Origin of the sequence: Pseudomonas sp. Sample_16 (assembly GCF_004307665.1) — a bacterium.
Lineage (GTDB): Bacteria > Pseudomonadota > Gammaproteobacteria > Pseudomonadales > Pseudomonadaceae > Aquipseudomonas.
In genome coordinates this window covers 1-13,932 of sequence record NZ_RCOB01000199.1, presented here as the reverse complement: position 1 = coordinate 13,932, position 13,932 = coordinate 1, and the positions used below count along the sequence as shown (strand labels likewise).

Annotated in this window: 12 protein-coding genes; 7 read left to right on the top strand and 5 right to left on the bottom strand. The window is 58.6% G+C overall.

From position 1 onward, the window contains the following. Nucleotides 1-230 precede the first annotated feature (230 nt). A complete protein-coding gene (locus D8U69_RS26580; protein ID WP_130908188.1) occupies nucleotides 231-1,418 on the bottom strand; it encodes an aminotransferase class I/II-fold pyridoxal phosphate-dependent enzyme in 1,188 nt (395 codons plus the stop codon). Between the two features lie 415 nt (nucleotides 1,419-1,833). Between D8U69_RS26580 and D8U69_RS26575 the strand changes: the two genes are divergently transcribed. Next, nucleotides 1,834-2,193, top strand: a complete 360-nt coding sequence (locus D8U69_RS26575; protein WP_130908189.1) for a DUF6124 family protein — start codon at nucleotides 1,834-1,836, stop codon at nucleotides 2,191-2,193. A 118-nt stretch (nucleotides 2,194-2,311) separates the two neighbouring features. Here D8U69_RS26575 and D8U69_RS26565 read toward each other — a convergent pair whose 3' ends face one another. Both D8U69_RS26565 and D8U69_RS26560 read right to left on the bottom strand, forming a co-directional pair. Next, entirely contained in the window at nucleotides 2,312-3,454 is a 1,143-nt protein-coding gene (locus tag D8U69_RS26565; RefSeq protein WP_130908190.1) for a glycerate kinase, read from the bottom strand. A 241-nt stretch (nucleotides 3,455-3,695) separates the two neighbouring features. Next, nucleotides 3,696-4,817 carry a sugar diacid recognition domain-containing protein gene (locus tag D8U69_RS26560; protein ID WP_130908191.1) on the bottom strand — a complete coding sequence of 374 codons (1,122 nt, stop codon included), beginning with the start codon at nucleotides 4,815-4,817 and terminating at the stop codon, nucleotides 3,696-3,698. A 171-nt stretch (nucleotides 4,818-4,988) separates the two neighbouring features. Between D8U69_RS26560 and D8U69_RS26555 the strand changes: the two genes are divergently transcribed. The 3 genes from D8U69_RS26555 (at nucleotide 4,989) to rarD (ending at nucleotide 8,592) form a co-directional block, all read left to right on the top strand. Further along, nucleotides 4,989-6,299 (top strand): MFS transporter, encoded by a 1,311-nt coding sequence (locus D8U69_RS26555; RefSeq protein WP_056852755.1) that lies wholly within the window; start codon nucleotides 4,989-4,991, stop codon nucleotides 6,297-6,299. A gap of 196 nt (nucleotides 6,300-6,495) precedes the next feature. Then, a complete protein-coding gene (locus tag D8U69_RS26550) occupies nucleotides 6,496-7,509 on the top strand; it encodes an aldo/keto reductase (protein ID WP_130908192.1) in 1,014 nt (337 codons plus the stop codon). A gap of 195 nt (nucleotides 7,510-7,704) precedes the next feature. Then, nucleotides 7,705-8,592, top strand: a complete 888-nt coding sequence (gene rarD / locus D8U69_RS26545) for an EamA family transporter RarD (RefSeq protein WP_130908193.1) — start codon at nucleotides 7,705-7,707, stop codon at nucleotides 8,590-8,592. 150 nt (nucleotides 8,593-8,742) lie between these two features. On the opposite strand, the gene hppD is transcribed toward rarD, so the two are convergent. Beyond that, on the bottom strand, nucleotides 8,743-9,819 hold the full coding sequence (gene hppD, locus D8U69_RS26540; protein WP_056852758.1) for a 4-hydroxyphenylpyruvate dioxygenase: 1,077 nt from the start codon (nucleotides 9,817-9,819) through the stop codon (nucleotides 8,743-8,745). Between the two features lie 485 nt (nucleotides 9,820-10,304). Here hppD and D8U69_RS26535 point away from each other — a divergent pair, with 485 nt between their 5' ends. Both D8U69_RS26535 and D8U69_RS26530 read left to right on the top strand, forming a co-directional pair. Further along, nucleotides 10,305-11,837, top strand: coding sequence for an EAL domain-containing protein (locus D8U69_RS26535; RefSeq protein WP_130908194.1), 1,533 nt, complete (start codon nucleotides 10,305-10,307; stop codon nucleotides 11,835-11,837). Nucleotides 11,838-12,070: 233 nt separating this feature from the next. Further along, nucleotides 12,071-12,436, top strand: a complete 366-nt coding sequence (locus D8U69_RS26530) for a histone-like nucleoid-structuring protein, MvaT/MvaU family (protein ID WP_056852760.1) — start codon at nucleotides 12,071-12,073, stop codon at nucleotides 12,434-12,436. Nucleotides 12,437-12,609: 173 nt separating this feature from the next. On the opposite strand, the gene D8U69_RS26525 is transcribed toward D8U69_RS26530, so the two are convergent. Further along, a complete protein-coding gene (locus D8U69_RS26525; protein WP_130908203.1) occupies nucleotides 12,610-13,134 on the bottom strand; it encodes a DUF4946 domain-containing protein in 525 nt (174 codons plus the stop codon). A gap of 144 nt (nucleotides 13,135-13,278) precedes the next feature. Here D8U69_RS26525 and gloA point away from each other — a divergent pair, with 144 nt between their 5' ends. Next, complete coding sequence (gene gloA / locus D8U69_RS26520) at nucleotides 13,279-13,800, top strand: lactoylglutathione lyase (RefSeq protein WP_130903393.1); 522 nt, start codon at nucleotides 13,279-13,281, stop codon at nucleotides 13,798-13,800. The last annotated feature ends 132 nt before the right edge of the window (nucleotides 13,801-13,932 follow it).

The window sequence follows — 13,932 nt, the reverse complement described above, 5'->3', positions numbered from 1 at the left end:
ATTCGTATGTAGGACTTATCCGACAGATTTCAGAGCGGATCTCCGTGTTCATAACCTGCCGCCATGGCTTTGCATGGGGCTTGGGCCGAAACGCAGACCGAATACCGGGCACTACCAAACGCTTCCCGCCGTTCTGCGCTTGGGAGCAGTAAACCGTGTTTTATGAATGTGCGTAACTGTCAAAGTTGACAGGTAGCGCCACTTTTTTTGCACTGGGAAACGCTGTAATTTCAGGCCCGCAAGCCTTCGAGCAAGTCCGTGGCACATAGAGCAATCCGCCGGCAGGCGTCCGCCAGTTTTGCCCGGTCCACCACCAGGCCGATGCGGATATGCCCCGCCGCACTCGGCCCGAACGCCTCCCCGGCCAGCACCGACACGCCATAGCCTTCCAGCAACCGCTCGGCAAAGTGCTGGGCCGACAAACCGGTGGCACGTACGTCGACCATCACGAACATACCGCCGTCGGGGCGAACCGCGCGCAGGCCCGGGCAGTGGTCGAGGCTGGCGCACACCAGGTCGCGCCGCAGGCGATATTCTTCGCGCATCGACGCCACTTGCGGCAGGTTTTCATCCAGGGCCAGTTGCGCGGCGTTCTGGATGAAGTCCGGAATGCCGAACAACATGCACAGCGACAGATTCACCAAATGTTCACACAGGGGTTTTGGCCCGATTACCCAGCCCACGCGCCAACCGCTCATGGCATGGGATTTTGACAGGCTGTTGATGGTCGCCGTGCGCTCGGCCATGCCCGGCAAACTCGCCGGGCTGATGTGTTCGCCTTCGTACAGCAAGTCGCTGTAGACCTCGTCGCTGATCAGCCACAGGTCATGACGAATGCACAACGCGGCCAAGGTCTGCCAGGTCGACAGCGGCAAACTGGCGCCGGAGGGATTGTTAGGGCTGTTGAGCAACATGGCGCGGGTCTTCGGCGTGATGCGTGCGGCGACATCCAGCGGGTCGACACGAAAACCGTTTTGCGAGCGCACCGGCACCGGTACCACTTTCGCGCCGCAGGCACCGAACACCCCTTCGTAGGTGACGTACATCGGTTCGGCGACGAGCACTTCGTCGCCGGGGTCGAGCAGGCATTGCACCACCGAATAGACCGCGCACTGCGCGCCGGGGAATACGATTACATGGTCGGCATCCACCGTTTGACCGCTGCGCTGGTGATGGCGCCGGGCAATGCTGGTACGCAAACCGTGGCTGCCGCGCACTGCCGGGTAGTGGGTGTCGCCGGCCAGCAAGCTGTCGATGGCCGCGTTTACGATGGGTTGTGGGGTGTCGAAATCCGGGTCGCCAATCGACAGCAGCAGGACATCGACACCCTGCTCGCGCAACTCAAGCGCTCGATCGTGAATCTGCCAGGCCGCCGCACCGTCACCGGCGATTCGTTGGGTCAAGGTTGAGTAGCGCATGCGGTTCTCCTGTCGCGCGGTTTTCCTTGCCTCAACCCTATCTCAAATCGGTGAACGCGCCACCCTGCGAGCCTTTGTTTAAAGGTGTTTAAGGATACTTCCTGAAAGCCACAAGACCTTGCGCCTTTGCCTACGGGTACGCCAGAATCCGCCGGCTTGTGCGTTCTGGGGGCCATCGGTAACTTGATTCGTGTCACTGATTGTCAGTGATCGGGTTTAGTCGCTCGTGGTTTACTAGCAAAGTGCACAGGTACTATCAGTCAGGCATTCCCATGTCTGCATTCGATGGTAGCTGTGCGCAGGGCGCCTTCGGGCGCGCCGGTTTGCTAGATCCCCGGTCGACTAACCTGCGTACAGCTGCCACCCCTTTCGTTTAGTCGCAAGAGGGGCGGCGCTTCATATGAGGATCTAGCTTGTGCCGAAAGTAACCCCAAACCCGCCGGATAACGATCCGACGTCCCCGTACGAATCCGATTCAAACAAACTCAACGAAGCCGCCGAACGCGCCCTCAACTTCCACTTCCCCTCGACCGCCGACATCAAAGCCACGCCGCGCACGGTCAGCACATTGTTCACCGTCGACCCCGATGTCACGACCGAAACCCTGATGGTGTATCTGGTGGAAACGCTGGCCTCGGTCGACGTGATGGTCCATCAACTGGTCGATCATCTGGAGGGTGGTGATCGCAACGCCCTGCTGGGCATTTCCAACAGCGTGATGCTGGCGGAAATCACGGCGAACCGGGTGCTGGATCAGATTGATCCACCGCAGTAGTCACCGTAAAAGAGCTTTTGTGGCGAGGGAGCTTGCTCCCGCTCGGTTGCGTAGCAGCCGTCGCTTTTTGGACGGCTGCGCAGTCCAGCGGGAGCAAGCTCCCTCGCCACAGGTTCTGTCAGCGCTGGCGGGCAACCATTTGCCAGACCCGTGCAATGTCTGTCGCCCGCTCTTGCAGCAAACGCGGCGCCTGGGTGCAGGCTTGCTCCAGCGTCATCGGCCCACTCGTCAAGGCGAACGCGGCATCGATGCCATGTTCATAGAGGGCCTGATAGCCCTCGCCCAGCGTACCGGCAATCACAATCACTGGCACGCCATGCAGTTGAGCGATGCGCGCTACACCAAACGGCGTCTTGCCGCGCAGGGTTTGTGCGTCGAAACGGCCTTCGCCGGTGATCACCAGATCGGCATTTTCAACCGCTTCAGCCAGGCCCACCAGTTCGGCGACCACCTCGACCCCGGCCTTGAACTGCGCACCGAGAAATGCCTTGGCAGCAAACCCCAAACCGCCCGCTGCCCCGCTGCCTGGCTCGTCGCGCACGTCCTTTTCCAATACCTTGGCGCAGTGATCGGCAAAGTGCCCCAATGCCTGATCCAGTTGCTCGACCTGCTCGGGCGACGCACCTTTTTGCGGACCGAAAATCGCCGAGGCACCGTGTGCGCCGCACAGTGGGTTGTTGACGTCGGCGGCGATGTCGAAACGCACGTTGGCCAATCGCCGGTCGACTTCGCTCAGGTCAATGCGGGCCAACTGCCCGAGCGCCAAACCGCCCGGTGCGAGCGACTTGCCCTGAGCATCCAGCAGTTTCACACCCAACGCTTGCATGGCTCCGGCGCCGGCGTCATTGGTCGCACTGCCGCCGATGGCCAGGATCACCCGTTGCGCCCCGGCATCCAGCGCTGCGCGAATCAACTCGCCGGTACCGAAGGTGCTGCTGATGCAGGCGTCACGCTGAGCCAGCGGCACCAACTGCAAACCGCTGGCCTCGGCCATCTCGATGATTGCGCTGTGGCTCTCGGGCAACCAGCCCCATGCGGCGTTAACCGGCGCGCCCAATGGCCCGCGAACCTGAGTACGGCGCAGCTCGCCGTTGCAGGCCGCCAGCACCGACTCGACCGTCCCCTCCCCACCGTCGGCCATCGGGCATTTGATCAACTGCGCATTTGGCCAAACGTCAGCCAAACCTAGGGCAATGGCGTCGGCCACGCCTTGGGCGCTGAGGCTGTCTTTGAACGAATCAGGGGCGATCACGATTTTCATGGGAATTCTCCAGTTCCATTGCCCCCATGCTGCCAGCCGCCCGGCGCAATGACGCCGGGCCGCTGCACAAGCGGCTGTATGGATTATTGTTCATTTCCACAAATAGCGGCGGTTACACAGGAACCCTGTAGGAGCCAGCCTGCTGGCGATTAACGTCCAGACACCGCGGTCATTCAGACGGGGCGCGTTATCGTTGACGTCCATCGCGAGCAGGCTCGCTCCTACAGGGGGAATGTGTTGTTTATGAGTTTGCGTCAGTCTGCGGTAGCAACTGCACGCCCAGGTACAACGCCAGCATGCCGTCCAGCTTCAACGGATCAACGCCGCTAAGCTCGGCAATCCTTTCCATGCGATAACGCAAACTGTTGCGGTGAATGCCCAAGGCTTCGGCGCAGGCCTGGCTTTGGCCGTCGTGTTCGCACCAACTGCGTAATGTCGCGAGCAACTGGCCGTTGCTGTCCTTGGCAATGACCTTGCGCAATGGGTTGAGCAGCTCGTCCAGCGCATCGTCGTTGCGATGCCGCCAAAGCATCACTGGCAATCGATAGCGGTTGAGCGTGAGCAAGCGGCAAGCGGGCAATACGCCGCGCCCGTAAGCCAGCAAGTCGCCGACACGACGATAGCAGCGGCGCAATCCCGTCAGACCGTCGGCCTGCCCGCCCACCGCGACGCGCAGAATGTTCCAGCCCAGGCCATCGAGCTTTTCCAGCAGCCGATCGTTTTCGATGGACTGGCTGGCCGGTCGGCACCACAGCAACGATGACGTCGAGGAACTGACGCACCAGCTATCGGGATACCGGCTGGTCAGCCAGGCACTGAGCGCCTCGGCGGTTTGCCCCGGCCCGTGTTCCATGCCCAATTCGAACAAATACGGCACCCGCGTCATCTGCGGTTTGAGCCCCAGTTGTTGTGCCTCATCGATCAATCGCGGCGAGTCTCCGGCCTCGCTGAGCAACAAGGCCAACAGGTCATCACATCGCTGGCGCCGCCATTGCTGCTCGGCCTGCTGGTTGCGCTGGCCCACCAGCATCTCGGCGGTCATGCGTACCAGTTCAGCGTAGGTGCGCAACTGCTCGGGTTCGCCAGTGATGCCCAGCACGCCGATCAAGCGCTGGTCGAGCATCAGCGGCAGATTGATGCCCGGCTGCACACCTTTGAGGTGGATCGCGGTTTGCGCGTCGATCTCCACCACGCGGCCGTTGGCCAACACCAGTTGCGCGCCTTCGTGGCGGGTGTTGACCCGCTCCGGTTCGCCGCTGCCGAGAATCAGCCCCTGACTGTCCATCACGTTGACGTTGTACGGCAGGATGGCCATCGCGCGGTCGACGATGTCCTGCGCCAGGTCGTGATCGAGTTCGAACATAACGGTGATCCTTGAAAGCGTGAGCGCCTGGCGGTTGTTCACCCGCACAGGCCTTGGTTGCAAACCCTGTGCTCAGGCACAAAGACAGCAGCCCCGAGGGTGGTCGAGACTCTGCGGGCGATCAACGTTACCCTTTGCATCGCAAAAAATCATAATAAAGAGAGAGCCGCCATGTCACAGAGCGCCGCCGCAACCCAGGCCATCGTTGACGAAAAAAACGCCGTCTACAAACGTATTACCCTGCGTTTGATCCCCTTCATTTTCATCTGCTACCTGTTCAACTACCTCGACCGGGTGAACGTGGGCTTCGCCAAGTTGCAGATGCTCGACGCACTCAAATTCAGTGAAACCGTGTACGGCCTCGGCGCCGGGATCTTCTTTATCGGCTACGTGCTGTGCGGCGTGCCGAGCAACCTGGCATTGACCAAATTCGGCCCACGGCGCTGGATCGCGTTGATGATGATCACCTGGGGCACGCTGTCGACCTGCCTGCTGTTCGTCACCACGCCCACCGAGTTCTACACCTTGCGCCTGTTCACCGGTGCCGCCGAAGCCGGGTTTTTCCCGGGCGTGGTGCTGTATCTCTCGCAGTGGTTCCCGACGTTCCGCCGTGGCCGCATCATGGCGCTGTTCATGTCGGCAATCCCGGTGTCGGGCCTGCTCGGCAGTCCGTTTTCCGGCTGGATTCTCAACCACTTCGCCGCAGGCCAGGGCGGCTTGGCCGGCTGGCAGTGGATGTTTTTGCTGCAAGGCATTCCGACCGTAGTCCTTGGTGCGCTGGCGTATTTCCTGCTCAGCGACAGTTATGCCAATGCCAAATGGCTGACCCCGTTCGAGCGTTCGGTGCTTGAAGCCGACCACGCCGAAGACCTGGCCAACAAACCGAAAACCACGACGGATTCGCTGCTGGCCGTATTCAAGAACCCGGCAATCTGGGCATTCGGCCTGATCTATTTCTGCATCCAGAGCGGCGTCTACGCGATCAACTTCTGGCTGCCGTCGATCATCAAGAACCTCGGTTTCAGCGATAACCTGGTGATTGGTTGGTTGAGCGCGATTCCGTATCTGCTGGCCGCCGTGTTCATGTTGATGGTCGGTCGCTCGGCAGACCTGCGCAAAGAACGTCGCTGGCATCTGGTGGTGCCGATGCTGATGGGCGCGCTCGGTCTGCTGATCGCCGTGAACTTCGCCGCCAACCCGGCCATCGCCATTCTCGGCCTGACCATCGCCACCATGGGCGCCCTCACCGGCCTGCCGATGTTCTGGCCGGTGCCCACTGCCCTGCTCAGTGCCGGCGCTGCCGCCGGTGGCTTGGCATTGATCAATTCCATGGGGCAAATGGCCGGTTTCCTCAGCCCGTACCTGGTGGGTTGGGTCAAGGACAGCACCGGTTCCACCGATGCGGCGCTGTACCTGCTGGCGGGTGTGATTGTCTGCGGTAGCCTGTTGGCGTTGCGTATGACCCGTACCCTGCGCGCCTGACCACCACAGCTCCCCTGTAGGAGCGAGCCTGCTCGCGATTTTGCTCTAACATTCAACATCTCTGTTGACTGACACTGCGCTATCGCGAGCAGGCTCGCTCCTACAATTAGCCTGCGCGTGTCTGAGATTTGCGTTTGCTACCGGCCACAGATCTGGTATTTGATTGAGCCTTTCCCTCCGGCAAAAGGACTTCCTCATGAGCTACCGCACACTGGGTCATTCGGGCCTGCAAGTGTCCACCCTGACCCTGGGCACCATGATGTTCGGCGAACAGACCAGCACCGAGGATTCCCTGCGAATCATCGACAAGGCCTGGGACCAGGGCATCAATTTCATCGACACCGCCGACGTCTACACCAATGGCCGCTCCGAAGAAATCGTCGGTGAAGCCATTGCGGGTAACCGTCATGAATGGGTGTTGGCCACCAAGGTCGGATTCGGCCCGGCAGACGGCCTGCCGAACCGCAGCGGTTTGAGCCGCAAGCATATTTTCAACGGTATCGACGCCAGCCTGACGCGCCTGGGCACCGACTATCTCGATATCTATTACCTGCACCGCGAAGACCACAACACCCCGCTGGAGGTGACCGTGTCGGCCATCGGCGACCTGATTCGCCAGGGCAAGATTCGCTATTGGGGCCTGTCCAATTATCGCGGCTGGCGCATTGCCGAGGTGATTCGCATCGCCGACAAACTGGGAATCGACCGGCCGGTGATCAGCCAGCCGCTGTACAACATCGTCAACCGCCAGGCTGAAACCGAACAAATCACCGCCGCGCAAAACTACGGCCTCGGCGTCGTGCCTTACAGCCCCTTGGCGCGCGGCGTGCTCAGTGGAAAATACGCGCCGGATGCGCAACCGGACGCCAACAGCCGCGCCGGGCGCCAGGACAAACGCATCCTGGAAACCGAATGGCGTGTCGAGTCCCTGCGCATCGCCCAGCAGATCCACCGGTACACCGAGGAACGCGGCGTCGGCATCGTCGAGTTCGCCATCGCCTGGGTGTTGAACAACAGCGCCGTCACCTCCGCCATTGTCGGCCCGCGCACCGAAGCACAATGGGACGCCTACACTAAGGCGCAAGCGGTGAAGATCACGGCCGACGATGAGGCGTTCATCGATTCGCTGGTAACGCCAGGGCATGCCTCGACGCCGGGGTTCAATGATGTCAGCCATTTTGTGTCGGGCCGTAAACCGCGTACTGCCTGACAACATATGTACCCTGTGGGAGCTGGCTTGCCAGCGATAGCGGTCTATCAGTCAACCTCGGCTTTGAATGTGCAACCGCCATCGCTGGCAAGCCAGCTCCCACAGGTCAAGTATTGATTGGTTGGTCAGTATTGGGCTCAAAAACCACGTATCCTCTGCGCCCGGTTCAATCACTCAAAATCACGCGAGGACAGTTTGTCTAAAGGTATCGCTTTATCGGTTTCAGCCTCGGTGCTGTTTGCCGTCATGTATTACTACACATCGCTGCTCACGCCCTTGAGCGGCGTGGAAATTTTCGGCTGGCGCATGCTGCTGACCGTGCCGTGCATGACTGTGTTCATGCTGGTGTCAGGCGAATGGCGGCGTGTGCTCGACCTGTTGCGTCGCCTCGGTGCGCAACCGAAATTGATCGCCGGCTTGCTGCTGTCGTCGGCGCTGCTGGGCGTGCAACTCTGGTTGTTCATGTGGGCGCCGCTCAACGGCTACAGCCTCGATGTGTCGCTGGGCTATTTCCTGTTGCCGCTGGCCATGGTGCTGACCGGGCGCATCGCTTACGGCGAACGCCTGTCGTACCTGCAAAAAGTCGCGGTGTTTTTCGCCAGCCTTGGCGTGATCAATGAGCTGTATCAGGTCGGTGGTTTTTCCTGGGCCACGCTGCTGGTGGTCGTCGGCTACCCGCTGTACTTCGTGCTACGCAAATGGCTGAAGGCCGACAACCTGGGCGGACTCTGGCTGGACATGACCTTGATGCTGCCGATCGCTTGGTGGTTTGTGCACGGTGGCGAGCAAGGCTTCGGTGTGTTCGATCAGCACCCGGCGCTGACCTGGCTGATTCCGCTGCTGGGTCTGATCAGTGCTTCGGCGCTGGTGGTTTATATCATCGCCAGTCGCTTGCTGCCGTTCAGCCTGTTTGGTTTGTTGAGTTACGTCGAACCGGTGCTATTGCTGGGTGTGGCGTTGTTGCTGGGGGAAAGCATCAAGCCGACGGAATGGCTGACGTATATCCCGATCTGGCTGGCGGTACTGGTGTTGGTGTTTGAAGGGTTCAAGCATCTGGTCCGGCAGCGCCGCGAACCAATGTAGGAGCAAGGCTTGCCCGCGATGAACGATAACACCGTTCGACAGGTACACCGCAGAGCCCCCATCGCGAGCAAGCATTGCTCCTACAGGAACAGAAACAACAAAGCCCGGCCAGCATTGCTGCTGACCGGGCTTTTTTACATCTGATACGGTTTAGTCAGTGGAAAGCACACCACGACGAACCTGGTCGCGTTCGATGGATTCGAACAACGCTTTGAAGTTGCCTTCGCCGAAACCGTCATCGCCCTTGCGCTGGATGAACTCGAAGAACACCGGCCCCATCAGGGTTTCCGAGAAGATCTGCAACAGCAGGCGCTTGTCGCCCGACTCGGACGAGCCGTCCAGCAGAATGCCCCGCGCTTGCAGTTCGCCCACCGGCTCGCCGTGGTTCGGCAGACGGCCTTCGAGCATTTCGTAGTAAGTATCTGGCGGCGCAGTCATGAAGCGCATGCCGATGCTTTTCAGGTGATCCCAGGTCTTGATCAGGTCATCGGACAGGAACGCAACGTGCTGGATGCCCTCGCCGTTGAACTGCATCAGGAACTCTTCGATCTGCCCGGCGCCCTTGGACGATTCTTCGTTCAACGGGATGCGGATCATGCCGTCCGGCGCGGTCATGGCCTTGGACGTCAGGCCGGTGTATTCGCCCTTGATGTCGAAGTAACGGATCTCGCGGAAGTTGAACAGCTTCTCGTAGAAATTCGCCCAGTAGGCCATACGACCGCGATACACGTTGTGGGTCAGGTGGTCGATGATCTTCAGGCCGGCACCCACTGGATGACGGTCGACACCTTCGAGGAACACGAAGTCGATGTCGTAGATCGAGCTGCCTTCACCGAAACGGTCGATCAAGTACAGCGGCGCGCCGCCGATGCCTTTGATCGCCGGCAGGTTCAGCTCCATCGGACCGGTTTCGATGTGGATCGGCTGGGCGCCGAGTTCCAGGGCACGCTTGTAGGCTTTTTGCGAATCCTTGACGCGGAACGCCATGCCGCACACCGACGGGCCGTGTTCGGCCGCGAAGTACGAAGCAACGCTGTTGGGTTCATTGTTGAGGATCAGGTTGATCGCGCCCTGGCGATACAGGTGCACGTCTTTGGAACGGTGGGTCGCAACCTTGGTGAAGCCCATGATCTCGAAGATCGGCTCCAGGGTGTTCGGGGTCGGCGATGCGAGCTCGATGAATTCAAAGCCCATCAGGCCCATCGGGTTTTCGTATAAATCTGCCATGGTCGGCGCCTCATCATGCTTTTAGAAATTAACCACTGTTAGTTGCTAGCAATGCTGAGACCGGTGGGTGGCGCGCAGGAGATACCCCGCACGCTGCGGGCGAGGAAATCACCGTAGATCAATTGAAACCCAAATATCTTCATTGTCGACCCAAGGCTGGTGCGGGCGAGGCTTCTGCTGCCAGAAGACGATTATTCTTGTATGCGTAACCTGATTCTACACAGCGTAACTGAGTTTGTCCGCCCTCTGTATAAAATCCGCCTTTTCCACCGGCGTGCAAGCGGTTTGTTGCACCAACAAGGTTGACTTGGCGTTGCTGGACCGACGCAGGCAGCGCCGGCTCAAACTGGCCGAACGACTTTATTGCCGCCGAACGGCATAATGGCGCCATGCGAACTATCATGGCTCGTACCTGAACTCTTTTTGGGAGGCGATTCGCCCTGCCAGCATTTGAGAGCTCCATTTCATCGCTACAGGTTTCGCGAATGCCATTAAAAGTCAGACGCCGCAAACGCAGCCTCAAGGTTGCAGTCACCTTGTTCAGTGGATTACTTCCGGTAGTGCTCGGCCTGGTCATCCTTTATATGCAGGCCGAACGTGCACTTGTGCAAAGTGCGCAGGAAACCGCCGAAGAGGCCATTCGACAATTTGAACTGATGCTCGACAACACCGCTCAAGCGGCACGCGAGTTGTTGCCCTTGGCCGGGCAACGTTGCGCAGACGTCAAACTCGCCCTGCGCGAACAAGTAACCCGCCGGCCCTTTGTACGCTCGACCAACCTGACGTGGGATAACACTATTTATTGCAGCTCCCTGTTTGGCGACTATCACGAAATAATTTCAACGGGCGATTTTGCCGGCGGCCAATTGATACTGATGAAGGGTAACCCGGTCACACCCGATACCGCCCTGCTGATCTATCGCCTTGAGGACGGAAAACGCGGTGCGCTGTCGACGCTGGATGGTTACCATCTGAGTAACGTGCTGCGCCTGATTGGTCGTCAGACGTTGCTGGTGCTGCAAGTAGGAAACAACTGGCTAAGTGCCAATGGCCAGTTTCACCATGGCCCCCTGCCCGACTTCCCGGTCGCCCAAAGCACACTTAAATCCTCACGCTATGATTTCAGCGTCGCGGCAGGCTTTCCGGAAGGTGAAACCTGGCGTTACATGACCAGTGAATACCCGCCGTTGTTCAGCCTGCTGATTTTTTTCGGGGTCATTTCCGGTGCGATCGGCCACATACTGCAAAAGCGCTCGAGGTCACCCACCCACGAAATGCAACGGGCGCTGGAAGCCGCGGAGTTCGTGCCTTATTTTCAGGCGGTCGTGCATGGCGACAGCAAGAAACTCTCGGGCATCGAAGTACTGATGCGCTGGAATCATCCACAAGAAGGGCTGGTGCGCCCGGATCTGTTCATTCCTTTCGCTGAACACTCGGGACTGATCGTGCCGATGACTCGCTCTTTGATGAGGCAAACCGCGACGTTGCTCGGCCCGCTATCCAGCACCTTCACCGAACCCTTTCATATCGGAATCAACATCACGGCCAGCCATTGCCAGAGTCTTGACCTGATAGAGGATTGCCGTGAGTTCCTCAAAGCCTTCGCACCCGGTTCCATTCATCTGGTGCTGGAGTTGACGGAGCGCGAACTGATCGAACCCACCGCCCTCGCCCACCAACTGTTCGAACAGCTGCACGAACTTGGCGTAATGATCGCCATCGATGACTTTGGCACCGGACATTCCAGCCTGGGCTACCTGCGCGAATTCAATGTCGACTTTCTGAAAATCGACCAAAGCTTTGTCGCAATGATCGGCATTGACACCCCCTCCAGCCATATTCTCGACGCCATCATTCAACTTGCGGGCAAGCTCGATCTTGCAATGGTTGCAGAAGGTGTAGAAACCCAAGAGCAAAGTGATTACCTGACCGCTCATAACGTTAACTTTCAGCAAGGCTATCTGTTCGGCCGACCGCTGCCTGGCGCGGAATTCATTAGTGCATTAAGTGGTCATTAACCCTTGGCCTTATGCGATGAGACGGTCAACGGGTACACAATTTGATTCAAAAGACTACTCTTGTTACATGAAGAAAAAGACATGATTTACTCTTGGCCAATTAACTACTACAATTTTTCATGCCTGCGGTAATTTCGCAGGTGCGCCATTTATCACCGAGTCGCTTCAAGGCTCTTGGCTTATAGCTTTGTTTGCGGTTGGTATCAGCCAAACACACTATTGGAGTAAAGATATTGTCCAGACTCGCTGAATTCCGTGCAGCCGAAAAGGCCCTTCAAGAACAGCTCAAGCAGCTTGAGTCCCTGAAGAACGATGCCGGGCTCAAGAAGGAAATCGAATTCGAAGAAAAGCTCCAGGGGCTGATGAAAACCTACGGCAAGAGCCTGCGCGACATCATCGCCATCCTCGATCCGAACCCGGGCAAGTCCGGCCTGCAACAGGCTGCCGCACCTAAAACCCGCCGCGCTCGCGTGGTCAAGGTTTATCAGAACCCGCACACCGGCGAGCTGATTGAAACCAAGGGCGGCAACCATCGCGGCCTGAAAGCCTGGAAGGAACAATACGGCGCTTCCACCGTTGACTCCTGGCTGCGCGGCTAAATTCGCGCCGTAAAAAAAGCCCTGCCAATGCAGGGCTTTTTCATGAATACCATCTAAATGCAACGAAGTGCGTCGATCAACTCGCTACTTGCCGACTAACTTTAGGCTTAATCCCATTGGGCATCTAAAGTACTTCATCCTTGCGCAAAGCCTGCAGCCACTAAAGTCTTTGGCTAAAGTTTCAAGCCGTTGCGCACCGCCTCTATTTCATCCTGACTTGTTTTGTAAGCCTCGGCCTGCCCCGCGTAGGAAAGAACATAGGCCTTATCGCCGTCAACGGCAGCTACCAAAGTTTGAGAAAGCACATGACGACCGTTTTGCGTGATGGCGCAGGTAGATTCCAATGCCGATAAACGGCTCAACGTTGTCGGATGTATGCGATTGCAAACACTTTGATAGCCGCTTTGAAAGAAGTCTTTTTGCACCGACTTGCGCATCTCCAGCAACACGCCCTCCAGGTTTACTTGGTGCCCGCTTTCCACCCGTGTCATGGTCAACTCCATCACCATGACTGGCGTCCCGCCGTGATCGTTTTTCACCGCGCGCTGACGAGAAACGCCTGGCGCAGCCGTCCCTTGCTCGATCGCTTCGACCTGCCAACCGGCGGGCCAGGGCATGACCGGCGCTTCAGCATCCGCACTGGCAACCCCACACCACATGCCAATCAAAATGAGTACCGATGTGCCGATTCGAATCATTGCCATGAACACTCGCAGGATGAGCGGTGAAGTCTGAGCCTCGACCGACTGTCAGGCAATAGCCGACGCTTTGGGTTTGGTGATGTCGCATCCCTTGCGTATCATTGTCGCCAATCGTCAGCCCCACTTATTTCCGGAGGGCCCATGAGCCTGCAAGAACTGAACACCTTCCCCGGTGTTACCGCACAACCTGACACCGCCACGCAAAAATTCGTGTTCAACCACACCATGTTGCGGGTCAAGGACATCACCAAGTCCCTGGACTTCTACACCCGCATCCTGGGTTTCACGCTGGTAGAAAAACGCGATTTCCCGGAAGCCGAATTCAGCCTGTACTTCCTCGCGCTGGTCGATAAGGCGCAGATTCCTGCCGACGCCGCTGCACGCACCGAGTGGATGAAGTCGATCCCTGGCATCCTCGAACTGACTCACAACCACGGCACCGAAAACGACCCGGACTTTGCCTATCACAACGGCAACACTGATCCGCGCGGGTTCGGCCACATCTGTATCTCGGTACCGGATATCGTCGCCGCGTGCGAGCGTTTCGAAGCACTGGGCTGCGATTTCCAGAAACGTTTGACCGATGGCCGCATGAAGAGCCTGGCGTTCATCAAGGACCCGGATGCTTACTGGGTCGAGATCATTCAGCCGGCACCGCTGTAAAAAAGTTTGCTGCCACTGATCGTTCCCACGCTCTGCGTGGTAACGCCTCCTGTGACGCTCTGCGTCACGCTTTTGAGGACGCGGAGCGTCCTGGGCTGCATTCCCACGCAGAGCGTGGGAACGATCATGTAA

What these genes read in the sequence shown, in the direction of transcription:
- D8U69_RS26560 (WP_130908191.1), bottom strand. Translation starts at nt 4,817, where the DNA reads ATGTTCGAACTCGATCACGACCTGGCGCAGGACATCGTCGACCGCGCG.
- D8U69_RS26580 (WP_130908188.1), bottom strand. Translation starts at nt 1,418, where the DNA reads ATGCGCTACTCAACCTTGACCCAACGAATCGCCGGTGACGGTGCGGCG.
- D8U69_RS26555 (WP_056852755.1), top strand. Translation starts at nt 4,989, where the DNA reads ATGTCACAGAGCGCCGCCGCAACCCAGGCCATCGTTGACGAAAAAAAC.
- D8U69_RS26525 (WP_130908203.1), bottom strand. Translation starts at nt 13,134, where the DNA reads ATGATTCGAATCGGCACATCGGTACTCATTTTGATTGGCATGTGGTGT.
- hppD (WP_056852758.1), bottom strand. Translation starts at nt 9,819, where the DNA reads ATGGCAGATTTATACGAAAACCCGATGGGCCTGATGGGCTTTGAATTC.
- D8U69_RS26535 (WP_130908194.1), top strand. Translation starts at nt 10,305, where the DNA reads ATGCCATTAAAAGTCAGACGCCGCAAACGCAGCCTCAAGGTTGCAGTC.
- D8U69_RS26565 (WP_130908190.1), bottom strand. Translation starts at nt 3,454, where the DNA reads ATGAAAATCGTGATCGCCCCTGATTCGTTCAAAGACAGCCTCAGCGCC.
- D8U69_RS26550 (WP_130908192.1), top strand. Translation starts at nt 6,496, where the DNA reads ATGAGCTACCGCACACTGGGTCATTCGGGCCTGCAAGTGTCCACCCTG.
- gloA (WP_130903393.1), top strand. Translation starts at nt 13,279, where the DNA reads ATGAGCCTGCAAGAACTGAACACCTTCCCCGGTGTTACCGCACAACCT.